The 23,942-nt window shown below is 71.4% G+C and carries 27 protein-coding genes; 22 read left to right on the top strand and 5 right to left on the bottom strand.

The window, feature by feature from the left end; all coding sequences use genetic code 11:
* From QR78_RS04865 to QR78_RS04830, 9 genes are all read left to right on the top strand, one after another.
* A partial coding sequence (locus QR78_RS04865) for a polyhydroxyalkanoic acid system family protein (protein WP_244278466.1) occupies positions 1–303 on the top strand: 303 nt, incomplete at its 5' end.
* Positions 304–469: 166 nt separating this feature from the next.
* On the top strand, positions 470–721 hold the full coding sequence (locus tag QR78_RS04860) for a hypothetical protein (protein ID WP_048426374.1): 252 nt from the start codon (positions 470–472) through the stop codon (positions 719–721).
* A 250-nt stretch (positions 722–971) separates the two neighbouring features.
* Positions 972–1,061 carry a K(+)-transporting ATPase subunit F gene (locus QR78_RS32390; RefSeq protein WP_099905332.1) on the top strand — a complete coding sequence of 30 codons (90 nt, stop codon included), beginning with the start codon at positions 972–974 and terminating at the stop codon, positions 1,059–1,061.
* Between the two features lie 11 nt (positions 1,062–1,072).
* A complete protein-coding gene (gene kdpA, locus QR78_RS04855; RefSeq protein WP_048426373.1) occupies positions 1,073–2,791 on the top strand; it encodes a potassium-transporting ATPase subunit KdpA in 1,719 nt (572 codons plus the stop codon).
* A 2-nt stretch (positions 2,792–2,793) separates the two neighbouring features.
* Entirely contained in the window at positions 2,794–2,982 is a 189-nt protein-coding gene (locus QR78_RS04850; protein ID WP_048426372.1) for a hypothetical protein, read from the top strand.
* 322 nt (positions 2,983–3,304) lie between these two features.
* The gene (gene kdpB / locus QR78_RS04845; RefSeq protein ID WP_048426371.1) at positions 3,305–5,419 is read left to right on the top strand and encodes a potassium-transporting ATPase subunit KdpB; all 2,115 of its coding nucleotides are present in this window, start codon (positions 3,305–3,307) and stop codon (positions 5,417–5,419) included.
* Between the two features lie 14 nt (positions 5,420–5,433).
* A complete protein-coding gene (locus QR78_RS04840; RefSeq protein ID WP_048426370.1) occupies positions 5,434–6,042 on the top strand; it encodes a K(+)-transporting ATPase subunit C in 609 nt (202 codons plus the stop codon).
* Positions 6,039–8,810, top strand: coding sequence for a sensor histidine kinase (locus QR78_RS04835; protein ID WP_048426369.1), 2,772 nt, complete (start codon positions 6,039–6,041; stop codon positions 8,808–8,810). Before QR78_RS04840 ends, QR78_RS04835 begins: the two co-directional genes overlap by 4 nt.
* Positions 8,807–9,496 (top strand): response regulator transcription factor, encoded by a 690-nt coding sequence (locus QR78_RS04830; RefSeq protein ID WP_048426368.1) that lies wholly within the window; start codon positions 8,807–8,809, stop codon positions 9,494–9,496. Before QR78_RS04835 ends, QR78_RS04830 begins: the two co-directional genes overlap by 4 nt.
* Here the strand turns inward: QR78_RS04830 and QR78_RS04825 are convergent.
* The gene (locus tag QR78_RS04825) at positions 9,472–9,678 is read right to left on the bottom strand and encodes a hypothetical protein (RefSeq protein WP_048426367.1); all 207 of its coding nucleotides are present in this window, start codon (positions 9,676–9,678) and stop codon (positions 9,472–9,474) included. The two genes, QR78_RS04830 and QR78_RS04825, sit on opposite strands and share 25 nt — an antisense overlap.
* 211 nt (positions 9,679–9,889) lie before the next feature.
* A complete protein-coding gene (locus QR78_RS04820; RefSeq protein WP_125901291.1) occupies positions 9,890–10,225 on the bottom strand; it encodes a hypothetical protein in 336 nt (111 codons plus the stop codon).
* 266 nt (positions 10,226–10,491) lie between these two features.
* Here QR78_RS04820 and QR78_RS04815 point away from each other — a divergent pair, with 266 nt between their 5' ends.
* A complete protein-coding gene (locus tag QR78_RS04815; RefSeq protein WP_048426365.1) occupies positions 10,492–10,788 on the top strand; it encodes a hypothetical protein in 297 nt (98 codons plus the stop codon).
* A gap of 40 nt (positions 10,789–10,828) precedes the next feature.
* Here the strand turns inward: QR78_RS04815 and QR78_RS04810 are convergent, their stop codons facing one another.
* The gene (locus QR78_RS04810; protein ID WP_338100506.1) at positions 10,829–11,440 is read right to left on the bottom strand and encodes a helix-turn-helix domain-containing protein; all 612 of its coding nucleotides are present in this window, start codon (positions 11,438–11,440) and stop codon (positions 10,829–10,831) included.
* A gap of 200 nt (positions 11,441–11,640) precedes the next feature.
* Between QR78_RS04810 and QR78_RS04805 the strand changes: the two genes are divergently transcribed.
* From QR78_RS04805 to QR78_RS04795, 3 genes are all read left to right on the top strand, one after another.
* Positions 11,641–12,624 (top strand): hypothetical protein, encoded by a 984-nt coding sequence (locus tag QR78_RS04805; RefSeq protein ID WP_048426364.1) that lies wholly within the window; start codon positions 11,641–11,643, stop codon positions 12,622–12,624.
* Between the two features lie 80 nt (positions 12,625–12,704).
* Positions 12,705–13,178 (top strand): nuclear transport factor 2 family protein, encoded by a 474-nt coding sequence (locus QR78_RS04800; RefSeq protein WP_048426382.1) that lies wholly within the window; start codon positions 12,705–12,707, stop codon positions 13,176–13,178.
* Positions 13,175–13,744 (top strand): TetR/AcrR family transcriptional regulator, encoded by a 570-nt coding sequence (locus tag QR78_RS04795; RefSeq protein WP_048426381.1) that lies wholly within the window; start codon positions 13,175–13,177, stop codon positions 13,742–13,744. The genes QR78_RS04800 and QR78_RS04795 overlap by 4 nt, the downstream gene beginning before the upstream one ends.
* Before the next feature lie 60 nt (positions 13,745–13,804).
* On the opposite strand, the gene QR78_RS04790 is transcribed toward QR78_RS04795, so the two are convergent.
* The gene (locus tag QR78_RS04790) at positions 13,805–15,370 is read right to left on the bottom strand and encodes a Do family serine endopeptidase (protein WP_048426363.1); all 1,566 of its coding nucleotides are present in this window, start codon (positions 15,368–15,370) and stop codon (positions 13,805–13,807) included.
* 241 nt (positions 15,371–15,611) lie between these two features.
* On the opposite strand from QR78_RS04790, the gene QR78_RS35425 reads away from it, so the two are divergent.
* From QR78_RS35425 to QR78_RS04765, 6 genes are all read left to right on the top strand, one after another.
* The gene (locus QR78_RS35425; protein WP_167349665.1) at positions 15,612–15,782 is read left to right on the top strand and encodes a hypothetical protein; all 171 of its coding nucleotides are present in this window, start codon (positions 15,612–15,614) and stop codon (positions 15,780–15,782) included.
* A gap of 301 nt (positions 15,783–16,083) precedes the next feature.
* Positions 16,084–16,512, top strand: coding sequence for a hypothetical protein (locus QR78_RS04785; RefSeq protein ID WP_053220799.1), 429 nt, complete (start codon positions 16,084–16,086; stop codon positions 16,510–16,512).
* A 101-nt stretch (positions 16,513–16,613) separates the two neighbouring features.
* Positions 16,614–17,381: a hypothetical protein gene (locus tag QR78_RS04780; protein WP_053220798.1), complete on the top strand. Its 768-nt coding sequence runs from the start codon at positions 16,614–16,616 to the stop codon at positions 17,379–17,381.
* A 125-nt stretch (positions 17,382–17,506) separates the two neighbouring features.
* Entirely contained in the window at positions 17,507–18,277 is a 771-nt protein-coding gene (locus QR78_RS04775) for a hypothetical protein (protein WP_053220797.1), read from the top strand.
* Between the two features lie 188 nt (positions 18,278–18,465).
* The gene (locus QR78_RS04770; protein ID WP_048426362.1) at positions 18,466–18,963 is read left to right on the top strand and encodes a peptide deformylase; all 498 of its coding nucleotides are present in this window, start codon (positions 18,466–18,468) and stop codon (positions 18,961–18,963) included.
* Positions 18,964–19,145: 182 nt separating this feature from the next.
* A complete protein-coding gene (locus tag QR78_RS04765) occupies positions 19,146–19,427 on the top strand; it encodes a hypothetical protein (RefSeq protein ID WP_179945854.1) in 282 nt (93 codons plus the stop codon).
* A gap of 22 nt (positions 19,428–19,449) precedes the next feature.
* Here the strand turns inward: QR78_RS04765 and QR78_RS04760 are convergent, their stop codons facing one another.
* Positions 19,450–20,421 carry a hypothetical protein gene (locus tag QR78_RS04760; protein WP_244276575.1) on the bottom strand — a complete coding sequence of 324 codons (972 nt, stop codon included), beginning with the start codon at positions 20,419–20,421 and terminating at the stop codon, positions 19,450–19,452.
* Between the two features lie 207 nt (positions 20,422–20,628).
* On the opposite strand from QR78_RS04760, the gene QR78_RS04755 reads away from it, so the two are divergent.
* The 3 genes from QR78_RS04755 to QR78_RS04745 form a co-directional block, all read left to right on the top strand.
* Positions 20,629–22,626 carry a methyl-accepting chemotaxis protein gene (locus QR78_RS04755; protein WP_048426376.1) on the top strand — a complete coding sequence of 666 codons (1,998 nt, stop codon included), beginning with the start codon at positions 20,629–20,631 and terminating at the stop codon, positions 22,624–22,626.
* 263 nt (positions 22,627–22,889) lie between these two features.
* Complete coding sequence (locus tag QR78_RS04750) at positions 22,890–23,495, top strand: LemA family protein (RefSeq protein WP_048426360.1); 606 nt, start codon at positions 22,890–22,892, stop codon at positions 23,493–23,495.
* Between the two features lie 4 nt (positions 23,496–23,499).
* Positions 23,500–23,942 (top strand): TPM domain-containing protein (locus QR78_RS04745; RefSeq protein WP_048426359.1); only part of this gene is annotated, 443 nt, incomplete at its 3' end.

Genomic DNA, 23,942 nt, shown 5'->3' with positions numbered 1-23,942 from the left:
CCCCTGGTTGTCGTGATTCCCCACCAGCTCGGGCGGAGCGAGGCGCGGCGGCGCATCGATGCCCGCATCGGCCAGGGCCGGGATCTCGTCCAGAAGGCCGGCCTCACCATGGGGGATCCGGTCTGGACCGGCGACACCCTCGGGTTCCAGGTCGGCGCCATGGGCCAGTCGGTCAGCGGCACCATCGCGGTCGAGGACGAGGCGGCGCGCGTCGAGGTCCACCTGCCGCTGCTGCTCGGGGTCTTCTCCGGCAAGGTGCGGCAGGTCATCGCCGAGAAGGGCGGCGAGCTGCTGGCGACCTGACGCTCGCGACTGGCGACCCGACGGTCGCGGACGGTCGGCCGGGGCCCGCCCGCGCCTTCCCGGCCTTGATGGAATCTTGATAACCCGGGCCGTCCGCCCGCCTTGTTCCTTTCCCGGAGCCGCTCGCAGAACCCCGCGATGCGTGGCGTCGCCCGGGGTGGTCAGGATGGGATCGAGTCAGAGCCGGCGCGGGCGCCGCCTCCCGCGGGGCGTCGCGCCGTCCGATCCGGCGCTGTGCCGCGTCCAGGCCGCCTGCCGGCTCTGCGGCTTTCCCGTCCGGGGCTTTCGCCACGGCACCACCTGCGTGCTCCGGATCGATCGCCTCGCCCTGCATTCCGCCTGCCGCGGCGCCGATCACGCCTGTCCCGGCCTGCAGGAGGCGGTCCGCGCCGCCCGGTGCTCCGCCGACCGGGCCTGACCCCGCGATCTTTATGCCGCCTTTATGGCGAGCCGCCCCGTCCCCTCTCGAATCCCTACGCGATCGGGAGGATCTCCGGGATCGGGACCGTGGCTCACGGTCCGGTTCGATGCGGCGGCGCGATTCATCCCCGCGCCGCCCGACGGGGATACCCCATGTTCGATCTTTTGATGCTGGCGGGGGGCTTGAGCTTCTTCGCCCTGTCGCTCGGCTACGTCTCCTTGTGCGAACGCCTGTGAGGAGGCCCGCGATGACCCTCGATTACGGGCTCGGCGGCCTGATGACCCTCGGGCTGCTCGCCTATCTCGCCTACGCCCTCGTGCGGCCCGAGCGGTTCTGAGGAGCATCCCCATGACGCTCTCAGGCTGGCTCCAGATCGCGCTGTTCTGCGCGATCGTCCTCGCCCTGGTGAAGCCGCTGGGTCTCTACATGACCCGGGTCTTCACCGGCGCCTCCACCCCCCTCTCGCCCGTGCTGCGCCCGGTCGAGCGCGGCCTCTATCGCCTCGCCGGCATCGACGAGACCCACGAGCAGCACTGGCTGACTTACGCGGGCGCCATGCTGGTCTTCCACGCCGCCGGCTTCGTGCTGCTCTACGCGATCCTGCGGCTGCAAGGCCTCCTGCCGTTCAACCCCGCCGACCAGGGCGCGGTGGCGCCGGACCTCGCCTTCAACACGGCGGCGAGCTTCGTCACCAACACCAACTGGCAGAATTACGGCGGCGAGAGCACCCTCTCCTACCTGTCGCAGATGCTGGGGCTGACGCACCAGAACTTCCTCTCGGCGGCGACCGGCATCGCGCTCGCCGTAGCGCTGATCCGGGGCTTCGCCCGGGCCTCGGCCCGCACGGTCGGCTCGTTCTGGGTCGACCTGACCCGCTGCACCCTCTACGTGCTGCTGCCGCTCTGCATCGTCTACACCCTGTTCCTGGTCTGGCAGGGCGTGCCGCAGACGCTGGCTCCCTACGCCGAGGCCACCACCCTGGAAGGCGGAAAGCAGACCATCGCCCTCGGCCCCGTGGCGAGCCAGGTGGCGATCAAGATGCTCGGCACCAATGGCGGCGGCTTCTTCAACGCCAACGCCGCCCACCCGTTCGAGAACCCGACCGCGTTGTCGAACCTGATCCAGATGGTGTCGATCTTCGCGCTCGGTGCCGCCCTCACCAACGTGTTCGGCCGCATGGTCGGGGACGAGCGCCAGGGCTGGGCGATCCTCGCCGCGATGGGCGTGCTTTTTCTCGCCGGCACCGCCATCACCTACTGGGCCGAAGGCGCCGGCAACCCGCTGCTGAACGCGCTCGGGCTCCAGGACGGCAACCTCGAGGGCAAGGAGATCCGCTTCGGCATCCCCGGCTCGGCTTTGTTCGCGGTCGTGACCACCGCCGCCTCCTGCGGCGCGGTCAACGCCATGCACGACGCCTTCACGGCGCTCGGCGGCCTGATCCCGCTCGTCAACATGCAGCTCGGCGAGATCATCGTCGGCGGCGTCGGCGCCGGCCTCTACGGCATGCTGGTCTTCGTGGTGGTGGCGATCTTCGTCGCCGGCCTGATGGTCGGGCGCACCCCCGAATATCTCGGCAAGAAGATCGAGGCCCGGGAGGTCAAGATGGCGATGCTCGCCATCCTCTGCCTGCCCCTGATGATGCTCGGCTTCACCGCGCTCGCCACCGTGCTGCCGGCGGGGCTGGCGGGTCCCGCGAATGCGGGTCCGCACGGCTTCACCGAGATCCTCTACGCCTTCACCTCGGCGGCGGCCAACAACGGCTCGGCCTTCGGCGGGCTCTCGGGCAACACGCCGTTCTACAACCTGACGCTCGGGGCCGGGATGCTGGTCGGCCGGTTCTTCGTCATCATCCCGGCGCTCGCCATCGCGGGCTCGCTGGCGGCGAAGAAGACCGTGCCGGCTTCCGCCGGGACCTTCCCGACCCATGGCGGGCTGTTCGTCGGCCTTCTCGTCGGGGTGATCCTCATCGTCGGCGGCCTGACCTTCTTCCCGTCGCTGGCGCTGGGACCGATCGTCGAGCACCTGGCGGGGGCGGCGGGCCAGACCTTCGCGGCGGCGGGGAACTGACCATGGGCACCACCCACGCCGACCGCCTGCGCCGGGGCCTGTCCCGGCACCGGCCCCGCTCCGCCCCGCTCGCCGACCGCTCCACCTTGCGGCCCTGCGACATCGTCCTGGCGCTCACCGGCCTCGCCCTGCTCGGCACCGGCGCGATCTGGGCCGCGATCATGCTCGGGGCCGCGGCGCTCGCGCCGTGAAGCCCGTCCGAGCGAACAAGGCTCATCCCACTCACAACCTCATCCTGAGGTGCGAACGGAGTGAGCCTCGAAGGAGGGCTCCAGAAGTCTGTGTGGTTTCTGGAGCTCTCCTTCGAGGTCAGTCGATCTTCGATCGCGTGCGATCTGTGATCGCCAACACCTCAGGATGAGGTCGCGGATGGGAGATGGCGGGTCCATTGGCGGATCCGTCTGATCTCGGAAAAACGATCCTCTCCGCTCGAAAATCGACACGTCACTTCCTGGGTGCTGCGGCTACCGCCGCCTTGCCCCACTCTCCCCGCCTCATCCGGATCCCAGGATCATGGCCCAGACCCAGAAACCCTCTCTCCTCGATGCCGGCCTGATCGGCCCGGCCTGCCTCGGCGCGGTCACCAAGCTCGACCCGCGCCAGATGGTGAAGAACCCCGTGATGTTCGTGGTCGAGGTCGTGGCGGCCTTCACCACACTGCTGTTCGTCCGCGACCTGATCTCGGGCGGGCAGGACCTGATGTTCACCGGCCAGATCATCCTCTGGCTGTGGTTCACCGTCCTGTTCGCCAACTTCGCCGAGGCGGTGGCGGAGGGTCGCGGCAAGGCGCAGGCCGATTCGCTCCGCCGCACCCGCACCGAGACCACCGCGAAGCTGCTCTCCGGCCCCGCCGCCGCACCCGGCGGCCCGCGGACTCCTTATGAGACCGTGCCGGGCGCCGGCCTCAAGGTCGGCGACGTGGTGCTGGTCGAGGCCGGCGACGTGATCCCGTCGGACGGCGAAGTGATCGAGGGCATCGCCTCGGTCAACGAGGCGGCGATCACCGGCGAATCCGCCCCCGTGATCCGCGAATCCGGCGGCGACCGCTCGGCGGTGACCGGCGGCACGCAGGTGCTCTCCGACTGGATCCGGGTGCGGATCACGGCCGCCGCCGGCTCGACCTTCATCGACCGGATGATCGCGCTGGTCGAGGGCGCCTCGCGCCAGAAGACCCCCAACGAGATCGCGCTCAACATCCTGCTTTCCGGCCTCACCATCGTGTTCGTGTTCGCGGTCGGCTCGATCCCGAGCTTCGCGTCCTATGCCGGCGGCGCGATCCCGCTCGCCGTCCTGGTGGCTTTGTTCGTCACCCTGATCCCGACCACGATCGGCGCGCTCCTCTCGGCGATCGGCATCGCCGGCATGGACCGGCTGGTGCGGTTCAACGTGCTCGCCATGTCGGGCCGCGCCGTCGAGGCGGCGGGCGACGTCGATACGCTGCTCCTCGACAAGACCGGCACGATCACGCTCGGCAACCGCCAGGCGACCGAGTTCCGCCCCGTGCGCGGCGTCACCCCCGGCACGCTGGCGGATGCGGCCCAGCTCGCCTCGCTCGCCGACGAGACCCCGGAGGGCCGCTCGATCGTGGTGCTCGCCAAGGAGGCGCACGGCATCCGCGCCCGCGACATGGCGAGCCTCAACGCCACCTTCGTGCCGTTCACGGCGCAATCGCGGATGTCGGGCATCGACCTCGACGGTTCCTCGATCCGCAAGGGCGCGGTCGAGGCGGTGATCGCGAGCCTCGAATCCGCCCCGGCCCTCGTCGGCACCGGCGCCGCCGCCAGGGTGCTGCAACCCCGCCTCGATCCGGCGGCCGCCCAGGAAGTCCGGGCCATCGCCGAGGAGATCGCCAAGGCCGGCGGCACGCCGCTGGCGGTGGCCCGCGACGGCAAGCTCTTGGGCGTCGTCCACCTCAAGGACATCGTCAAGGGCGGCATCCGGGAGCGCTTCGCGGAGCTTCGCCGGATGGGCATCCGCACGGTGATGATCACCGGCGACAACCCGATGACCGCGGCGGCGATCGCCGCGGAGGCCGGCGTCGACGATTTCCTCGCCCAGGCCACGCCGGAGGACAAGCTGGCGCTGATCCGCAAGGAGCAGGCGCAAGGCAAGCTCGTGGCGATGTGCGGCGACGGCACCAACGACGCGCCCGCGCTCGCCCAGGCCGATGTCGGCGTGGCGATGAACACCGGCACGGTGGCGGCCCGCGAGGCCGGCAACATGGTCGACCTCGATTCCGACCCGACCAAGCTCATCGAGATCGTCGAGATCGGCAAGCAGCTGCTGATGACGCGGGGCGCGCTGACCACCTTCTCGATCGCCAACGACGTGGCGAAGTACTTCGCCATCATCCCGGCGATGTTCGTCGGGCTCTACCCGCAGCTCCAGGCCCTCAACGTGATGGGGCTGGCTTCGCCCCAGAGCGCGATCCTGTCGGCGATCATCTTCAACGCGCTGATCATCGTGGCGCTGATCCCGCTCGCTCTGCGCGGGGTGAGCTACCGCGCCGTCGGCGCCGCCGCGTTGCTGCGGCGCAACCTCCTGATCTATGGTCTCGGCGGGATCCTGGTGCCGTTCGTCGGCATCAAGGTGATCGATCTCGCCGTGAGCGCCCTCCATCTGGCTTGAACGAGACGACAGCCATGCTCCGGCACCTCCGCCCCGCCCTCGTGCTCCTCACCGGCCTGACCCTCGTCACCGGCCTCGCCTATCCGCTCGCCATGACGGGCATCGCCGAACGGCTCTTCCCGGTCCAGGCGCAAGGCAGCCTGATCCGCAATGCGGACGGCACGCTCGTCGGCTCCGCGCTCGTCGGCCAGAGCTTCACGAGCGCGCGCTACTTCCACGGCCGCCCCTCGGCGACCGTGGCGCCCGATCCGGCCGATCCCACGAAGACCGTGGCGGCGCCCTACAACGCCGCCAATTCCGGCGGCGCCAATCTCGGGCCGACCAACCCGGCGCTGATCGACCGGGTGAAGGCCGACCTCGCCGCTCTCAAGGCCGAGAACCCGACCGACCCGGTGCCGCAGGACCTCGTCACCACCTCGGGCTCGGGGCTCGATCCCGACGTCTCGCCCGAGGCCGCCCTGTTCCAGGTGCCCCGGGTCGCGAAGGCCCGCGGCGTCTCCGAGGATGGGTTGCGCGCCCTCGTCGCCGGGCAGGTGCAGGAGCCGAGCCTCGGTGTCCTCGGCGAGCGCCGGGTCAACGTGCTCGCCCTCAACCGCGCTCTCGACCTCCAGCAGGTCCGATGAGGGACACGTCCCGGTCCTTGCGCGAGGGCCTGCGGCCCTCGCCCGACGCGCTCCTGGCGCAGGCGCGCCGGGAGGCGCCCGGGCGCGGGCGTTTAAAGATCTTCCTGGGAGCCGCGCCGGGGGTCGGCAAGACCTACGAGATGCTGACGACCGCCCATGCGCGCGTGCGCGAGGGCGTCGACGTGGTGGTGGGCGTGGTCGAGACCCACGGCCGGCCCGAGACCGAGGCCCTGGTCGCCGGTCTCGCGGTGCTGGCGCGCCGCACGGTCGCGTATGGCGGCGGCACGTTCGACGAGATGGACCTCGATGGGCTCTTGGCCCGCAAGCCGCAGCTGGCGCTGGTCGACGAGCTCGCCCACACCAACGCCCCGGGCTCGCGCCACCCCAAGCGCTACCTCGACGTCGAGGAGCTGCTCCAGGCCGGCATCGACGTCCACACCACCCTCAACATCCAGCACGTCGAGAGCCTGAACGACGTGGTGGCGCAGATCACCCGGATCCGGGTGCGCGAGACGGTGCCGGATTCGATCCTCGACCGGGCCGACGACATCGAGGTCATCGACCTCTCCCCCGACGACCTGATCCGGCGCCTGCAGGAGGGCAAGGTCTACCTGCCGCGCCAGGCCGAGCGGGCGCTCAAGCACTACTTCTCCCCCGGCAACCTGACGGCGCTCCGCGAACTGGCGCTGCGCCGCACCGCCCAGCAGGTCGACGACCAGCTCGTCACCCACATGCGCGCCCACGCCATCCCCGGCCCCTGGGCGGCGGGCGAGCGGGTGCTGGTCTGCGTCAGCGAGGACCCGCGCTCGGCCGGCCTCGTGCGCACCGCCAAGCGCCTCGCCGACCGGCTGCGGGCACCGTTCACGGCGCTCACCATCGAGAGCCGGCGCAGCGCGTCCTTGAGCGAGGCCGAGCGCGACCGGATCGCCGACACGCTGCGGCTCGCCGAGCGGCTGGGGGCCGAGACCGCGACCTTGCCGAGCCAGGGCCGCATCGCCGACGACGTGGTGGCCTTCGCCCGCGAGCACAACGTCACCCATGTGGTGATCGGCAAGTCGACCCGCTCGCGCTGGTTCGAGCTGCTGAACGGCTCGGTGGTGCACGACCTCCTGCGCCGCTCGGGCTCGATCAGCGTCCACGTCGTGGCGGGCGAGGAGGCGGCGGGGGCGCCGGCCCCCCACAAGGGCGTGCGCACCGCCGCCCCGCCCCGGCCCGGACTCCTGCCCTACGGGGCGGCGCTCGGTGCGGTCGCGGGCGCGCTCGGCCTCGGCCTCGCGCTCCAGCCCTCGCTCGGCCACGAGAGCACCGACCTCGTCTTCCTCACCGCCGTGGTGGCGGTGGCGGTGCGCTTCGGGCTCGGCCCCTCGCTCGTCACCGTGGTGGCCTCGTCGCTGGCCTACAACTTCTTCTTCCTGCCGCCGCTCTACACCTTCACCATCGCCGATCCCACCAATGTCGTCGCCCTGTTCTTCTTCACGCTGGTGGCGGTGGTGGTCTCGAACCTCGCCGCGCGGGCGCGGGCCGAGGCGACGATCTCGCGCACGCGCAGCAAGGCCACCGAGGCGCTCTACGGCTTCTCGCGCAAGCTCGCCGGCTGCGGCACCCTCGACGACGTGCTCTGGGCCACCGCCTACCAGATCGCCCTGATGCTGCGCCTGCGGGTGGTGCTGCTCCTGCCGCAGGGCGGCACCGCGGCGCATGGCGGCGCCGCGGCGCATAGCGGCGCCGTCACGGTGATGGCCGGCTATCCCCCGGAGGACGAGCTCGACGAGGCCGACCTCGCGGCGGCCAAGTGGACCTTCGACCACGGCCGTCCGGCGGGGCGCGGCGCCGACACCCTGCCGGGCGCCAAGCGCCTCTTTCTCCCCCTGCGCACCGGGCGCGGCATGGTCGGGGTGGTCGGGCTCGACGGCGACAAGCCGGGGCCGCTCCTCACCCCCGACCAGCGCCGGCTCCTCGACGCGCTGGCCGACCAGGGGGCGCTCGCCATCGAGCGGGTCCACCTCGTCGAGGACCTGGATCGCGCCCGCCGCTCGGCCGAGACCGACCGCCTGCGCCAGGCCCTGCTGTCGTCGCTCTCGCACGACCTCAAGACGCCGCTCGCCGCGGTGCTCGGCTCGGCCACGACCCTGCGCGACCTCGGGGACGCCCTCGATCGCGACGGGCAGGGCGAACTGCTCGCGACCATCATCGACGAGGCCGAGCGGCTGAACCGTTTCATCGCCAACCTCCTCGACATGACGAAGCTCGAATCCGGGGCGCTCGCCCCGAACCTCGCCCCCCACGACCTCGCCGAGATCGTCGCGACGGCGCTCGAGCGGGCGGACAAGATCCTGGCGCATCACCGGGTCGTCCTGGCCCTCGGCACCGGCCTGCCCCCCTTGCGCCTCGACGCGGTGCTGACCGAGCAGGTGCTGTTCAACCTCCTCGACAACGCCGCCAAATACGCCCCCGAGGGCAGCCTGGTGCGGATCGAGGGATGGCAGGAAGCGGATGCCGTGCGGCTACGGATCCTCGACGAGGGCGAGGGGATCCCGGAGGGCGACGAGGAGCGGATCTTCGACACCTTCTACCGGGTGCGCAAGCGCGACCGGGTGCGGGCCGGGACGGGCCTGGGCCTTGCCATCTCCCGCGGCTTCGTCGAGGCGATGGGTGGGCGGATCACCGCCCGCACCCGGGGCGACCGCCAGGGCTCGCCCTTCCCGGGCGCCGCCTTCACCCTGACCTTCCCGGTGCCCCGCGCCGCCCCGGAGGACGCCGCCGCGTGACCAACGACCCCCGCATCCTGGTGATCGACGACGAGCCACCGATCCGCAAGCTCCTGCGCGTCGGCCTCGGCAGCCAGGGCTACCAGGTCGTGGAGGCGCAGAACGGCCGCACCGCCCTCGATCTCCTCAGCCGGGAGGACGTGGCGCTGGCGATCCTCGATCTCGGCCTGCCGGACATCAAGGGGCACGACCTCCTGGCGCAGATCCGGAGCCTGAAGCCCGACCTGCCGGTGATCGTGCTGTCGAGCCGCGACGACGAGGCCGGCAAGGTCGAGGCCCTCGACCTCGGGGCGGACGACTACGTCACCAAGCCCTTCGGTATGAACGAACTGCTCGCCCGGATGCGCACGGCGCTCCGCCACCAGCTCGCGGTCGGCGGCGAGCGTCCGGTCTTCCGGGCCGGCGAGCTCTCGGTCGACCTCGTGCGCCGCATCGTCCGGGTGGGCGAGCGCGAGGTGAAGCTGTCGCCCAAGGAATACGACGTGCTGCGCCTGCTCGTGCACCATGCCGGCAAGGTGCTCACCCACGCCCACCTGCTGCGGGAGGTCTGGGGGACGGCGGCCGATCCGCAATATCTCCGGGTCTACGTGCGCCAGCTGCGCCAGAAGCTCGAGCCCGAGCCCGAGCGCCCGCGCTACATCCTGACCGAGACCGGGGTCGGCTACCGGATGCGGGCGCCGGATTGAGGCGGTGCGTCGGCCGGGTGCTCCGGCTCGGCGGGCGACGCGGTTTCGGGCGCGCGGCGCACCCAGGCGTCGAGGGCCCAGCCGATGCCCCGGCCGGCGGCGGCCACGAAGGCCAGGGACCCGGCGAGGTGGAGGAAGAGCGGCGCGTCCGACGCGACGGGCAGCAGGGCGGGGACGGGCATTCGCTCTCCGATCTCGGGCTCGCCGTGGGAGAAGACCGCCGGGGCCGCAGGGCCCGCCAGTGCTCCCGCGCCACACCGTCCCGAAGCGTGGCTTTCGCTGGAGGGCGCCGGCGACGATCCGGCACGGGGATGTGGCATTGCCGCCGCAATCCGGCACCCACCCGGCGGCGCGAGACCCGGGGCCGGCGCGAATCACGCCGACCGGCGCCCGTCATCGCACGGCAACCTCCACCGGTCGGGACGAGAGGGTCGCCGCCAGGGCGGCGCAGCAGGGAATCGGCAGCGGGCAATCCTCGCCGACGCCGCGATGGCACCGGCGGCGGGCCGGCACCGAGCGATCTCCCCCCGCCGCGGCGGCCAGCCTGCCCAGCAGCATCTCCTCGTGGTGGTATTCGAGACCCAGCGACACCCGGATGCCGCGAAGGATGTTTCGCTCGCGGTCGGCCGCGAGCCCCTGCCGCTCGCGCGCCGCGATCAATGACGACTGGCGGACCGCCCTGTCGCAGGTCGCCCCGATGTCGGACTGAACTTGGATGAGCAGCGCCATCGCGTCCATCATGTCCTCCGCCGCGTCTTTTGCATTGCAGCATCCGCGGATCTTCTGGTGTCGTCACTTTGGAAAATCTTATCCGAGCCGATCCGATTGGCGAGAGACATGACGGTTAGACGACGCGTCGGCCGGCAGATGTGGCAAGTATGCCGCCCCGGCGCGGAACACGCGGGATGGACGCCGCGGCGCCCCACAAAAAGCCATGCTCGCCTGTCTTTCGTGGCCGTCACGAAGGGCGAGAGCCCGAAAGCGAGCGACTCCCGATGATGCAGATAGCCGCCTTCCTGGTGTTCCTGGCCATGGGCGTGACCAACCTCCTGGCAGTGCAGGCGGGGCTGACCGCGGTGCTCGGCGTGCCGGTCCTGCTCGCCCTCGTGGTCGCGGTGCCGGTGTTCTACTTCCGCTTCGTCGGCTCGGCGGCGGGCATCGTCGGGGCGATCGTCGGCTGGCAGATGTCGGTGCCGATGGCGGTGCTGCTGTTCTGCTGGCCGGTACTGGTCTACGGCTTCCTGCGCGGCGGCGCCGAGGCCCGGACCTTCCTCGCCCGGCGCGCGGCCTGAGCTTGCAGCGCTGCGCGAGCTTTTAGCGCTACCGAAGCTTTCAGCGCTGCCGCACCACGGCGACGAGGTAGCGGCAGGACCGGCCGCTCCGGTTGGCGAAGGTGCAGTCGGCGGGCGCGCCGAGCGCCAGGCAGTCGCCGGCCTCGAGGATGTGGGTGGCCTCGCCCTCCCGGAAGGTCAGGGTGCCGTCGAGCATCCAGATCATCTGCCGCAAGAAGGCGTAGGAGGCCGCCGGATAGGCGATCTCGGCCCCGGCCGGCAGTTCCACCTCGGTCAGGTCGAGAGGGTGCTCCGCCATCAGCGGCGAGAGCTGCCGACGCCGGTAGCCGCTGCCCGGATCGACCCAGACCGGCTGGGAGGCGGCGCGCCGCAACTGGCCCGTCTCTCCCTCCGCCCGGGCGAGCAGGGTCGAGAGGGTGAGCCCGAAGGCGCCCGAGAGCCGGCCGAGCAGCACGGCGGTCGGGCTCGCCTCGGCCCGCTCGACCTTGCTGATCATCGCCTTCGAGACGCCGGAGCGCGCCGCCAGGTCGCCGAGCGACCAACCCCGCGCCTCGCGCTCGAGCCGCAGCCGGCGCGCGAGGCCGTCCGTCGGGTCGGGCGCGGATATCGGCGGCGGCGCCGGGTCGGGCATCTTCGGGTCGGGCGTCGTCATGCGGCCACCATAGGGGCTTTCGCACGGGCCGGCACCCGCCCCGACCGATCGACCGGGTGTCGCAAGGGCATTTGGCAAGGCCTCGCGGCGACCGTCCCCAGGTTTTTCGTCTAAGTCTTTGCCCCGGATGCACTTTCCTCATGATCGGGTGCATAATGGCGGAATCGCGCCCTGGATGCGCGCAGCGGGGCGGGTGGAGCGTGCGGGACGGAAGCGGGCGATGGGGGCTCGGCCTGGCGGCGCTCGCGGCAGTCGCGATCCCGTTCGCGGTGATCGCGGTCCTCGACCCGCGCATCGGCCTCCTGCGCCCGCGCCCGGCGAGCGAGGTGGTGACGGCGCCCGACGCGCCGCCCTCGACAGGGTCGCAAGGTCCCGCGCAAGGCCCGATGCAAGGCTCCGTGCAAGCCCCCAAGAAGGCCCCCGAGGAGGCGCCCAAGCAGGCGCCTGGGCAAGACCTCGCCGGCGGCCGGTCCTCGGCCCCCGCATCGCCGTCGCGGCCCTGGACCGACGAGGCCCGGCCGGCCGCCGAGCGTCCCTGTCCCGTCTGCGCCGCCGCGGCTGCGCCGCCCGCGATCCGCGGCACCCTGGCCGATCCGGAGATCCAGGTCCCGGACGTCGCGGCCGAGCGGACCGCCCAGCGCGACCGGCTCCTCGGCTGGACCGCCCATCCCGACCGGGTCTCGGGCTCGGCCGCCTTCCTCGACCTGATCGGCCTCGTCTACACCGTGCCGCGGGAGGCCGGCGCCGGCTACCGGCCGCTCGCGATCGACCTCGCCGGGGCGCCCGACCGGGCCGTGGTGGCGGTCACCGAGCAGCCCGCGGCCCTCGCGCTGACGACCGTCCCGCCCGACCGGGCGGGCGCCCTCGGCGTCGAATCGAGCGCCGCCTTCACCCTGGCGGAGGGCCGCCCCGGCCTGCTGGCGGGGTTCCGCGCCCTGCCCTACGGCGGCGCCGAGGTGGCGCCGGTGCTCGATCCCGCGCGCTTCGGGCCCGAGACCCGGCGCGGCTTCTGCGAGGCCCTGCGGCTCTGGGCGGTGCAGTTCGGGCTGCCCGTCTGGCGCACCCGCTACACCCTGATCGAGAACCCGACCCGGATCGCACTCGCGGGCGAGGCCCTGCGCACCGACGGCACCACCCTCGGCCGGGTCTCCGGCCGGCGCCTCGCCCGCCTCTGCCGGGCCTGACCGCGCCGCGCGCTTGACCCCGGCCCGCAGCCTCTTTACCGATCGGTACAGAGAAGGAGCCCGCGATGCCCGATCCCGCCATCTCCGAACACCGCCCGCCGCTGCCGCCCTTCACCCGCGAGACCGCCCTCCTGAAGGTCCGCGCCGCCGAGGACGGCTGGAACGGCCGCAACCCCGAGAAGGTCGCGCTGGCCTACACGCCGGACAGCCGGTGGCGGAACCGGGCCGAGATCTTTCGGGGCCGCCCGGCCATCGTGGCGTTCCTGACCCGCAAATGGGCCCGCGAGCACGAATACCGCCTGATCAAGGAGATCTGGGCCTGGTCGGATACCCGCATCGCGGTCCGCTTCGCCTACGAGTTCCACGACGAGGCCGGGGCGTGGTTCCGCGCCTACGGCAACGAGAACTGGGAGTTCGCGGAAAACGGCCTGATGGCGGTGCGGCATGCCAGCATCAACGACCTGGCGATCGGCGAGGGCGAGCGCCTCTTCCGCTGGGACCGCTCGGGCCCGCGCCCGGCCGACCATCCCGGCCTGACGGAGCTGGGGCTCTGAGGAGCCCGCAGGCCCGCGAGGCGATCCTGCCGCTCCTGGCGGAGACGTTCCGCGAGCACGGCTACGAGGGGGCGAGCCTGTCGGTGATCGCCCGCCGCACCGGGCTCGGCAAGGGCAGCCTCTACCACTTCTTTCCCGGCGGGAAGGAGGAGATGGCCGCCGCCGTGCTGACCGAGATCGAGGCGTGGTTCGAGGCGCGGATGTTCCGCCCCCTGCGCGAGGATCCGGATCCGGCGGCGGCGCTGCGCGCCATGCTGGCGCAGACGGATGCCTATTTCCGCTCCGGGCGGCGGATCTGCCTCGTTGGCGCCTTCGCGCTCTCGACGACCCGCGACGCCTTCGCCCGGCGCATCGACGCCTATTTCGCCGCCTGGCGCGACGCGGTCGCCGCCGCGCTCGCCCGGGCCGGGGTGGCGCGAGGCCCTTCCCTCGATCTGGCCGAGGAGACCGTCACGGCGATCCAGGGCGCGCTGGTGACCGCGAGCGCGCTGCAGGATCCCGGCCTGTTCGGGCGCACCCTGGCGCGCCTCGCGGCGCGGCTGGAGGCGGCGATCGCCGCGGCCTGACAAACAGGAAGCGCCGGCCCCTTCCGGGGCCGGCGCCTGAGGCTCCGCTCCTGGAGCCGATCAGCCGTTCTTGCTCGACGAGAGCCCGATCGCCACGAAGCGGGTGCCCTTGTCGTTCTTGACCCGCATCAGCACCGCCTTGCGGCCCTCCGTCTCCGCGGCGCGGATGCGACCGGCGACGTCGGAGAGGCTCGAGACCGACTGGCCGCCGACATCGAGGATGACGTCGCCCTCCTGGATGCCCTTGGCTGCCGCCGGGCCGTCGGGATCGACGCCCACCACCGCGACGCCCTCGCTCCCGGCCCCGACCTGGCTCGCCGGGGCGAGCTCGAGACCGAGCCGCGGCTGGCTGTCGCCGCGGCGGCCGCCGCGGTCGTCGGCGCTCGCCACCTTGGTGTCGTTCGGCAGCGTGCCGAGGGTCACCTGGGCGGTCTCGGTCTTGTTGCCGCGGACATAGGTCAGATCGACCTTGGTGCCGGGCTTCAGCGAGGCGATCTTGCGGGACAGCTCGCGGGCATCGGTCACCGGGTCGCCGTTGACCGCCTGGACCACGTCGCCGGCCTTCAGCCCGGCCTTGGCGGCGGGCGTGCCGTCCTGGGCGCTGTTGACCAGGGCGCCCTTGGCCTTGTCGAGGCCGAGGCTGTCGGCGATGTCCTTCGTCACCGGCTGGATCTGCAGGCCGAGATAGCCGCGGGCCACCTTGCCGTCGGCGCGCAGCTGGTCGACCACCGCCTGCACCGTCTCGGACGGGATCGCGAAGGCGAGGCCCACATTGCCGCCGGACGGCGAGGCGATCGCGGTGTTCACGCCCACCACCTCGCCGGAGACGTTGAAGGTCGGCCCGCCCGAGTTGCCCTTGTTGATCGGCGCGTCGATCTGCAGGAAGTCGTCGTAGGGACCGGCGCCGATGTCGCGGCCACGGGCCGAGACGATGCCGGCGGTGACGGTGCCCCCGAGGCCGAACGGGTTGCCGATCGCCACCACCCAGTCGCCGACCTGCGGCGCGCCGTGGGCGAGCTTCACGTAGGGGAACGGCGCCCCGTCGGTGACCTTGAGGAGCGCCAGGTCGGTCTTCGGATCGGTGCCGATGATCTTGGCCGGCAGGGTACGGCCGTCATCCAGCGTGACCTCGACCGACTTGGCGTTGTTCACGACGTGGTTGTTGGTGACCACGTAGCCGTCGGCCGAGATGAAGAAGCCCGAGCCCTGCGCCGCGCCGCCGCCGTGGCGCTGCGGGCGCTGCATGCCGCCACCCATGCCACCGCCCTGGCCGCCCTCGCCGAAGCGGCGGAAGAAGTCGCGCAGCTGCGGGGGCACGTTCTGGAGGTTCGGCTGGCCGCCGCCCTCCTCGTCGTCCGCGGCATCGTCCTTCAGCTTCACCTTCACCGAGACGACGCCCGGCTTCACCCGGTTGACGATCGGCGCGAAGCTGCCCGGCGGGTGCTCGGCGCTGGTGATCGGGGTCTGCGGCAGGGCCTGGGCGTAGGCGGGGGTGCTGGGGGGCAGGAACGCGGTGCCGAGCGCCCCGGTGGCCACCAGGGTCACGGCCGCCACGGAGGCGAGGGCCTTGCGGTGGAAGCGGGAGGTCGTGGCGGTGGTCTCGGTGGTCTTGGACGTCGGGGTCATGGGCATCGGGGTCTCTGGCTCCGTGTGGCGAGGGCCGCGCCGGCGGCCGTTCGATGGGGCCATTATGGCCGGCGGGCCTGACGGGCCCGTGGATCGAAGGTTACGGATCGGTCAGGCACCGGACGCCGCGCCGGACCGGTCCCGCGCCGGAACGCCGGGCCGGCCCGCGGCTTGACGAATGACCCGCCCGCCCCGATGCCTCGCGCACCGGCCCACCCGAGGAAACGCCCGAGGAACCCCCATGGACATCGCCGTCTCGGTCATCTCCCTGCTGCTGGTGCTCGTGCTGATCGCCCGGGGCGTGCCGGGCCGCAACCTGCTGGTCGCCCTCGCGATGGCCCTCGCCGTGGTGGTGCTGGTGGTCGGCATCGAGCGGGCCGGGCTGTGGCCGGCCTCGTTCCACACCCGCTGAGATCTGACTTGCTTGCACGCCCCTCGACGATCGAACGGGTCGGACGGGGGTAATTATTCAGCTGAAATCATGTTGTTTCAAGGTGGTTTCTTTGATGATTTGGTCAATAGAAACCATATATATTAATTTTAATAAATGCTAATAAATTGTTACTGTACCTATTTTATTGGAAAATATGGAGGATCATAAAATCTAAATCATGTCAATCTGTTATATAAACAGTTGCTTACGCAGAGTTCGACCCGGCAATCTCCCGGAACGGCATGCCGAGGGAGTGGTCCATGCCGCAGGGGAGAATGTCATGACGAAGAGCATGGTCGCGGGTGCCGTCTTCCTCGGTGCCACGGTGCTGGCAGGAGCGGCGCAGGCGCAGAGCACCGTCACGGCGACGGTGCGGAACAACACGTCCACCACGGTGACCTTCTCGTCGCCGTCCGGGTGCCAGGGATCGCCTACCAACTTTGGAAATATCGGGCCGAACGGCAGTGTAACGGGAAGCGCCCGGAGCCCGTACTCGACCTCGAACGGCTGCTCGATCCGCTACACCCGGTCGGACAATTCCCGCGACTGCTCCTGGGTCCTGTCGCGCACGCGGAACTCGACCACCGGGTCGTGGAACTACCCGACCATCAACACGAACTCCAGCAGCTCGGGCGTGACCTGCTCCGGCCGCGTCGCGTCCGTGAGTTCCAGCGGCGATTGGCAGGCCAACCTGACGATCTCGCCCTAGCGCGCGGATTGGGCCTGCACGCGAGAACGATCGGCAACGCACATTGGTGAACCGGTCCATGCCGGATCTCGGCCTGGACCAGTCCCGGAAGAGGACTTCTCATGACGACGACCGGCTCTCTGACCAGCACTCCGTTTCTTGCGGCCCCGGCCCTGCGCGACGGGGCCGGCGGATCGCCGGCGCCGGCGGGCCGCCCGTCCGGGGAGGCCGCGTCGTCGTCGGCCGCAGCCGTGGTCGAACTGTCGAGCGCCGCCAAGGCGGCGATCCGGACCGCCTCCGCCGTGAAGGACTTCGCCACGGTCGCGAAGGAGGCGCGCGCCACCATGGATGACTGGTACGCCAAGGCCGGCGAGAAGGATTCGCCCTCCATGGTCAGCGCCAAGGTCCGGGAGATGTTCAGCTCTCTCGACCGGCGCTCGCTGTATGCGATCAAGAGCAACGAAGGGGGGAAATTTTCAGCCCTTGAACAAGATAAAGCTAGAACTGAAATGATGATCAGACTCTCCAATGATACGGGAATGGCAGATCTCGGAAAAATTGATTTCAAGAGCAATTCGATAATATATAAAAAAGCAGTTACATACCTTGACAACGTCAGTGCTGAAGAGAAAACAAGCTTTGAATGGGCGAAGGATCGTGCGGTACTTCAGTCCGACTACGAAGCCACGAGCCGCGCGGCAGGCGAGGAGCCGGAGAAGCTCGACTCGCCGAACCCGCTCGTCAAGCTGCTCAAGGCGGCGGTCGACAGCCTGACTGATCTCGGCGACCCCTCCAAGCAGGTCGAGGACATGCCGCTCTACAAGCAGGCCCAGGCCCTGTTCGCCAGCCAGCAGGCCGGCGGAGCGGCCACCGTCGACGTCAAGGCCTGACCGCGCGCGCCGGGCAACCCGAGGGCAGATCCCAGGCGCCGGGCGGACATATCCGGCGTCCCGTCCGTCCGGTCGGAGCCCGCCGCGCGCCCCCCGCAGCCAACAGACCCGGAAGAGGTTTCCTCATGACGACGACCGGCCCCCTGACCAGCCCCCCCTTCCTTGCGGCCCCGGCCCTGCGCGACGGGGCCGGCGGATCGCCGGCGCCGGCGGGCCGCCCGTCCGGGGAGCCCGCGTCGTCGTCGGCCGCCGCCGTGGTCGAACTGTCGAGCGCCGCCAAGGCGGCGATCCGGAACACGTCCGCCGTGAAGGACTTCGCCACGGTCGCGAAGGAGGCGCGCGCCACCATGGACAACCGCTACGCCAAGACGGGCGAGAAGGCGTCGATTTATACAAATGGCTCCGAAGTCAAAGAAATGTTCAAATCTCTCGATAGACGTTCTCTATACTCGATTAGAAGCAATGAAGGGGGGATATTTTCCGAAATAGAACAAGATATGGCAAGGATTGAAATGCTATCTAGATTCAGTAAGGACACCGGATTCTACGAAAACATCTCAAAAACTGACACATTAGGTAAGATTCATCTATATAAAAATGCGATTTCATATCTCGACAATGTCAGTGAAGAAGAGAAAAAAAGCTTCGAATGGGCAAAGTCTCGCGCGCTTTTTCAGTCCGACTACGAAGCCACGAGCCGCGACTCAGGCGAGGAGCCCGAGAAGCTCGATTCGCCGAACCCGCTCGTCAAGCTGCTCAAGGCTGCCTTCGACAGCCTGAACGATCTCGGCGATCCCTCCAAGACGGTCGAGGACATGCCGCGCTACAAGCAGGCCCAGGCCCTGTTCGCCAGCCAGCAGGCCGGCGGGGCGGCCACCGTCGACGTCAAGGCCTGACCGCGGGACGGATGACGGGGATCGCCCTGCCGGGCATAGCCGCCGAGGGCGGGCCGCGGAGCCATGCGACGGGCGCCGGGAAGGCGCCCTGTCACGCGTCCGAGGGCTGGACACGCGAAGGCGGGCGGGCGATGCGGCCGGTCTCCGGCCATGCCGGCCCGCCCGCCTGCCGCCCGCCAGGATCTCCGATGCCCGTCCGCCCCCTGGTGCTCTATCCCGATCCGCGCCTGCGCCTCGCCGCGCCCCCGGTCGCGGCCTTCGACGCCGCACTGCGGGCCGTCGCCGACGACCTCCTCGACACCCTGCGGGCGGTCTCGGCGCTCGGCCTCACCGGCCCCCATATCGGCGTGCCGGTGCGGGTGACGGTGATCCGGGCCGGGCTCGACCTGACGCCCCGCACCTATGTCGACCCGGAGCTGGTCTGGGCCTCGCCCGAAACCGCGCGCCACCGCGAGGGCAGCGTCTCGATGCCGGGCGTCGACGAGGAGATCGAGCGCCCGGCCCGGGTGCGGGTGCGCTGGCGCGACCTCGACGGAACGGCGCACGAGGCCGAGGAGGAGGGTTTTGCCGCCGCCTGCCTGCAGCACGAGATCGACCAGCTCGACGGCCTGTTCTGGATCGAGCGCCTGTCGCGCCTCAAGCGCGAGCGGGTGCTCAAGCGCTACGCCAAGCTGCACCGGGGCTGAGGGCGCTCCCGCCGGGAAGCCTCGCCAAGAAACCTCGCCAAGAAACCTCGCCAAGAAACCTTAACCGGAGCGGCCGCAGGGTCGGCGCATCCCGCCCCGCCGGAACGGCGGGGCCAGCCTGGCCGTTATCCCGGCAATCGGGCCGCCCCCGGCGGCCTCCCCACCCCGCGGAAAGGATGCCGATGCGCGCCCTCCGGATTCTCCTGATCCCCGCCACCCTTCTGGCGACGACCCTGGCGGCCTCCGCCCAGCCGGCCCCCTACCGCTATCCCCCGCGCGACATCGACGCCACCGGCACCGTCGGCGGGCGCGCCCCGTGGTCCGCCCCCTGGGTGTACGACACCGGCGGCGACAACGACCGCCGCCCCGAGCTGCCCGCCTACCAGCAGGGCGGCGGCCAGCAGACCGGCGGTCCCGCCCGCAACCTGCTGCCCGACGACGGGCTGCACATCTTCCCGCGGTAGGGGGCGCTCCCGCACGCCGCGTCTACCCCTCTCCCGGACCGGAGAGGGGATCCCCCGACAGGTCGGGGGCGGCCGGACCGAACGGCTCGCCCTGGGCGCCGCCCGCCCGCCGCACGCTCGCCCGCTCCCCGGCCTCGGCGGCGCATTTGTCGGCGTGGACCGCCCGGTTGACCACCTGGAGGTTCGGCACGCCCCAATAGCCCAGGAGCTCGGGCCAGGGCCGCCCCCGCTCCTCGCGCCAGATCCGGTAGAGCGGCACCCGGTGATCGACCTCGGCGGTGCGCAGCAGGCGCTTGCCGGACTGGGCGCAGCGATGGCCCTGGCGCCGCTTCAGCGCCTTCACGTGGTCGGCGGGCGCGATCCAGAACTTCCACGCGGCGACGCAGGCGGCGTGCCACGCGGCGTTGCGGTTGGGCGTGCCCGTGCCCCACAGGTCGCGGTGCCAGCCGAAGCGGTAGACCGGCTGGCCGCAGACGCAGCAATGCCCCTTCCCCAGGCCGTGCGGCCCCTCGCGGAACGGCGCCGGCGGCATCCGGAAGCTGAACGGCAGGCCCTTCCCGGACGCCCCCTGGCCGGACAGGCTCTCCCAGCCCGAATCCTCCCGCGCGCCCGGCGGCCCCTTGCCCGATCCCGCCCCGATCGAGCCGCCCGGACCGAGGCGCCAGCTCCAGCCCTCGGGCTGGCCCGACCGCGCCGCGAGCGCCCGCGCCAGCCGGTCGGCCCGCAGGATGTGGTGGCGCCAGTAGCTCTCGACCGCGAGGCGCGGCGTCGGCGGCACCAGCGGCCGGGCGAGGGCGTGGCGCAGCACCGGGGCCGGGAAGACCGCCGGCAGCGACTTCTCGAGCCGGGCCCGGGCGGCGGCGTTGCGCTCCTCCCGCCACGACGGCGCCGCCGGGGCGGCGTCCGGGCCGCCCCCGGCCTCCTCGACCGGCTCCGTGGCGGCTCGACGCTTCCCCTGCCCCGCCTTCGCCCGCTTCGCCACCTGCCGCGCCATGCCCCCTCGTCCGAATCGATCCCGCTGCGGGGCGAGGGATAGCCCCGCCTCGGCGTTCCGCCAAACCGGTCCGGCTCCCGCCGCGAACCGTGCGCGGGCCCGTCGAGCCACCCGGGGTTGCGGCGCGGGGGCCTCATCTCACCTCAGGTTAACCATACGGCAAGGAGTATTCAGCAAAGGTTTGTGTGAAAGTGGGAGATGTCGCTCGTGAAGACGGGTATTCGCACGCGCCTCTACGGCGGTTTTGGAATTCTGGTGGCGCTGTCGGCGGGCCTGGGGGCCTACGCGCTGAGCAGCAGCAGCGGCACCGGCGCGCGCTACGAGGAGAGAGCCAAGCTGGAGCACGTCGCGCTCCGGGTCTTCTCGGTCAACAGCCTCACCAACCAGCTCGCCAGCCAGGCCCAGAAGTACCGGTTCACGCAGGCCCCCGAGAGCCTGAAGGCGATGGAGGCGGCGCTGTCCCGGATCGACGGGACCAGCGCCGACCTCGAGCGCACCGCCATCTCGCCCGAGCGCAAGGCGCTCTACGCCACCATCCTGGCGAATGCCCGGGGGCTCGCCGGCGACGTGACCCAGCTCGGCCGGCTGGGCACGCTCATCCAGGACAGCAAGGCCAAGCTGTTCACCGGCGGCGACGCGCTGACCAAGGCGACCAACGCCCTCGTCGCCGAGGTGCGGGCGAACGGCACCGGCGCGGAGGTGATCCGCGCCGCCGCGGTCGAATCCGCGATGCTGCTGGTGCGCGTCGCCAACTGGCGCTTCCTCGCGGTGATGGACGCGGCCGGGCCGACGACCTTCGCGACCAACGCCCGCAACGCCGAGGCCGCCCTGAAGGCGCTCGCCGACCAGGACGTGCTGGGCGCCTACACCAAGCAGACCGTGGCGGTGCGCCAGGCGCTGGCCTTCTACAAGGAGCATTTCGAGGCGACCGCGACGGCGCTCACCGGCAGCGCCACGCTCTACGAGCAGGGCTTCCAGCCGAAATTCGCCGCGATCGAGAAGGCCGGCGACGCCGCCCGGGGCTCGATCGAGACCGCCGTGGACGCGATCGCGGCCTCGACGACGACCGCCGCCGCCACCGCGCAGGCGCTGCTCGTCGGGCTGATCGCCGTCGTCGTCGCCCTCGGCTTCGGCCTCGCGGTGCTGATCGCCCGCGGCATCATCGGGCCGATCCGCGGCATGACCGGCGCGATGACCCGGCTGGCGGACGGCGACCTCGCGGTCGACGTGCCCTCCCGCGACGCCGTCGACGAGATGGGCGACATGGCCAAGGCCGTCGACGTGTTCCGGGCCAACGCGGTGGCGCGCCAGGAGATGGAGGCGCGCGCGCTCGCCGACCAGTCCGACCGCGACCGGCGCGTCGCCGCCGTGGACCGCTTGGTGCGCGGCTTCGAGGCCGACATCGTCGCCTCCCTGGACGTCGTGGCCACCGCCGCCACCCAGCTCGACGCCACCGCCCACGCGATGACCGGCGTGGCCGAGGGTACCAACCAGCGCGCCGTCGCGGTGAGCGCGGCCTCCGAGGAGACCGCCACCAACGTCCAGACCGTGGCGGTCGCCGCCGAGGAACTGGTGGCCTCGCTCCAGGAGATCGAGCGGCAGGTGCTGCGCTCCAACGAGGTGGCGGGCCTCGCCCGGCAGGAAGCCGAATCGACCGGCACCGCGATGGGCGACCTCGCCCGCGCCGCCGACGAGATCGGCACCGCCGTCACCATGATCTCGGCCATCGCCTCGCAGACCAACCTTTTGGCGCTCAACGCCACCATCGAGGCGGCCCGGGCCGGCGAGGCGGGCCGCGGCTTCGCGGTCGTCGCGGCGGAAGTCAAGGAGCTGGCCGGCCAGACCACCCGCGCCACCGACGCGATCGCGAGCCAGATCGCCCGGATCCAGGGCGCGGCCGGCCACGCCGCGGGGGCGATCCGCCAGATCGGCGAGACCATCGTGTCGGTCAACGAGATCTCCGGCGTGATCGCCGCCACGGTGACGGAGCAGACCGCCACCACCAACGAGATCTCCCGCACCATCGGCGAGGCCGCCCGCGGCACCCAGGAGGTCTCGAGCAACATCGGCCAGGTCACGGCCTCGGCGAGCGAGACCGGCCACGCCGCCGGCCAGGTCCTCGACGCCGCCCGCAGCCTCTCCGACCAGTCGATGGCCGTGAAGGGCCAGGTCGACCGCTTCCTGCAGGCGATCCGGGCGGCCTGACGCGCCTTCCGTCCCAAGCCGATGTCGCCGAAGTGGACACTGGTTCGGCGGCAAAGATCTGCGACACGACGAGAACCTCAGCAGACTTGCGTTGGCCTGCCGACGCAAGTCTGCTGAGCGGGATCCGACGGCCCCGGCGCCCGCGCCGGGGCCGTTTCGCGTTCCGGTGCGCTGGATCGCGGCGAGAGACCGCCTATCTGCGACACGGCAACGCTCGCGGCGCCGTGAGGCGCCGCTCCCGGACCAGGAGCCTCGCCGCCGTCATGACCGCCTCCCTCCTCGGCCGCCTGCGCCTCGCCGTCGTGGCGCTCGGCCTCGCCACCTCCCTGTCGGCCTGCGACGCGGTCAACCGGGTGCCGACCCTGGAGGAAGCCGCCAAGTCGCGCTGGGGCGAGGTGCAGAACCAGTACCAGCGCCGCGCCGATCTGATCCCCAACCTCGTCGAGACCGTGAAGGGCTACGCCCAGCAGGAGAAGGACGTCCTGGTGCAGGTCACCGAGGCCCGCGCCAGGGCGAGTTCGGTCAAGGTCGACGCCGCGACGGTGAGCGACCCGCAGAAGTTCCGCGAGTTCCAGGACGCCCAGAACCAGCTCTCCGGGGCGCTCGGCCGGCTCCTCGTCACCGTCGAGCGCTATCCCGACCTGAAGTCGAACGCCAACTTCCTCGCCCTGCAATCGCAGCTCGAGGGCACCGAGAACCGCATCGCGGTGGCGCGGCGCGACTACATCCAGGCGGTGCAGGCCTACAACACCGAGATCCGCACCGTCCCGGGCCGCTGGATCGCCTCCACCCTGTACCCGGAGGCCAAGCCCATGGAGGCCTTCACCGCCACGCCGGACGCCAGCCGCCCGCCGAACGTGAAGTTCTAGGGCGATGCGCCGGGTCCCGGGCACCGGTCCCCTCGCCGTCCTTCTGGTCCTGTGGGCGGGCCTCCTCCTGGTAGGGCTCCTCTCGTCGGGAGCGGCCTGCGCCCTCGACCTGCCGGCGCTCACCGGCCGGGTGGTCGACGGGGCCGGCCTGCTGCGGCCCGCGGAGCGGGACGCGCTGGCCGCGACGCTCGAGGCGCACGAGGACCGGACCACCGACCAGGTCGTGGTCGCCACCGTGCCCTCGCTCCAGGGCACCTCGGTCGAGGACTTTTCCAACCGCCTCTTCCGCGCCTGGGGCCTCGGCACCAAGGCGCGCAACAACGGCGTGCTGTTCCTGATCGCCCCCACCGAGCGCAAGGTGCGGATCGAGGTCGGCTACGGCCTCGAAGGCGCGCTCACCGACGCGCTGACGAAGGTGATCATCGCGAGCGCGCCTTCGAGGCCGTA

This window comes from Methylobacterium indicum (assembly GCF_001043895.1).
Classification (GTDB): Bacteria; Pseudomonadota; Alphaproteobacteria; order Rhizobiales; family Beijerinckiaceae; genus Methylobacterium; species Methylobacterium indicum.
Note: the sequence above shows the minus strand (reverse complement) of the source record. Positions and strands in the feature narration are given on the sequence as shown.

Coding starts and splice junctions, on each gene's coding strand:
- QR78_RS04860 (WP_048426374.1), top strand. CDS start 470: ATGGGATCGAGTCAGAGCCGGCGCGGGCGCCGCCTCCCGCGGGGCGTC.
- QR78_RS32390 (WP_099905332.1), top strand. CDS start 972: ATGACCCTCGATTACGGGCTCGGCGGCCTGATGACCCTCGGGCTGCTC.
- kdpA (WP_048426373.1), top strand. CDS start 1,073: ATGACGCTCTCAGGCTGGCTCCAGATCGCGCTGTTCTGCGCGATCGTC.
- QR78_RS04850 (WP_048426372.1), top strand. CDS start 2,794: ATGGGCACCACCCACGCCGACCGCCTGCGCCGGGGCCTGTCCCGGCAC.
- kdpB (WP_048426371.1), top strand. CDS start 3,305: ATGGCCCAGACCCAGAAACCCTCTCTCCTCGATGCCGGCCTGATCGGC.
- QR78_RS04840 (WP_048426370.1), top strand. CDS start 5,434: ATGCTCCGGCACCTCCGCCCCGCCCTCGTGCTCCTCACCGGCCTGACC.
- QR78_RS04835 (WP_048426369.1), top strand. CDS start 6,039: ATGAGGGACACGTCCCGGTCCTTGCGCGAGGGCCTGCGGCCCTCGCCC.
- QR78_RS04825 (WP_048426367.1), bottom strand. CDS start 9,678: ATGCCCGTCCCCGCCCTGCTGCCCGTCGCGTCGGACGCGCCGCTCTTC.
- QR78_RS04820 (WP_125901291.1), bottom strand. CDS start 10,225: ATGGCGCTGCTCATCCAAGTTCAGTCCGACATCGGGGCGACCTGCGAC.
- QR78_RS04815 (WP_048426365.1), top strand. CDS start 10,492: ATGATGCAGATAGCCGCCTTCCTGGTGTTCCTGGCCATGGGCGTGACC.
- QR78_RS04810 (WP_338100506.1), bottom strand. CDS start 11,440: ATGACGACGCCCGACCCGAAGATGCCCGACCCGGCGCCGCCGCCGATA.
- QR78_RS04790 (WP_048426363.1), bottom strand. CDS start 15,370: ATGACCCCGACGTCCAAGACCACCGAGACCACCGCCACGACCTCCCGC.
- QR78_RS35425 (WP_167349665.1), top strand. CDS start 15,612: ATGGACATCGCCGTCTCGGTCATCTCCCTGCTGCTGGTGCTCGTGCTG.
- QR78_RS04785 (WP_053220799.1), top strand. CDS start 16,084: ATGACGAAGAGCATGGTCGCGGGTGCCGTCTTCCTCGGTGCCACGGTG.
- QR78_RS04780 (WP_053220798.1), top strand. CDS start 16,614: ATGACGACGACCGGCTCTCTGACCAGCACTCCGTTTCTTGCGGCCCCG.
- QR78_RS04775 (WP_053220797.1), top strand. CDS start 17,507: ATGACGACGACCGGCCCCCTGACCAGCCCCCCCTTCCTTGCGGCCCCG.
- QR78_RS04770 (WP_048426362.1), top strand. CDS start 18,466: ATGCCCGTCCGCCCCCTGGTGCTCTATCCCGATCCGCGCCTGCGCCTC.
- QR78_RS04765 (WP_179945854.1), top strand. CDS start 19,146: ATGCGCGCCCTCCGGATTCTCCTGATCCCCGCCACCCTTCTGGCGACG.
- QR78_RS04760 (WP_244276575.1), bottom strand. CDS start 20,421: ATGGCGCGGCAGGTGGCGAAGCGGGCGAAGGCGGGGCAGGGGAAGCGT.
- QR78_RS04750 (WP_048426360.1), top strand. CDS start 22,890: ATGACCGCCTCCCTCCTCGGCCGCCTGCGCCTCGCCGTCGTGGCGCTC.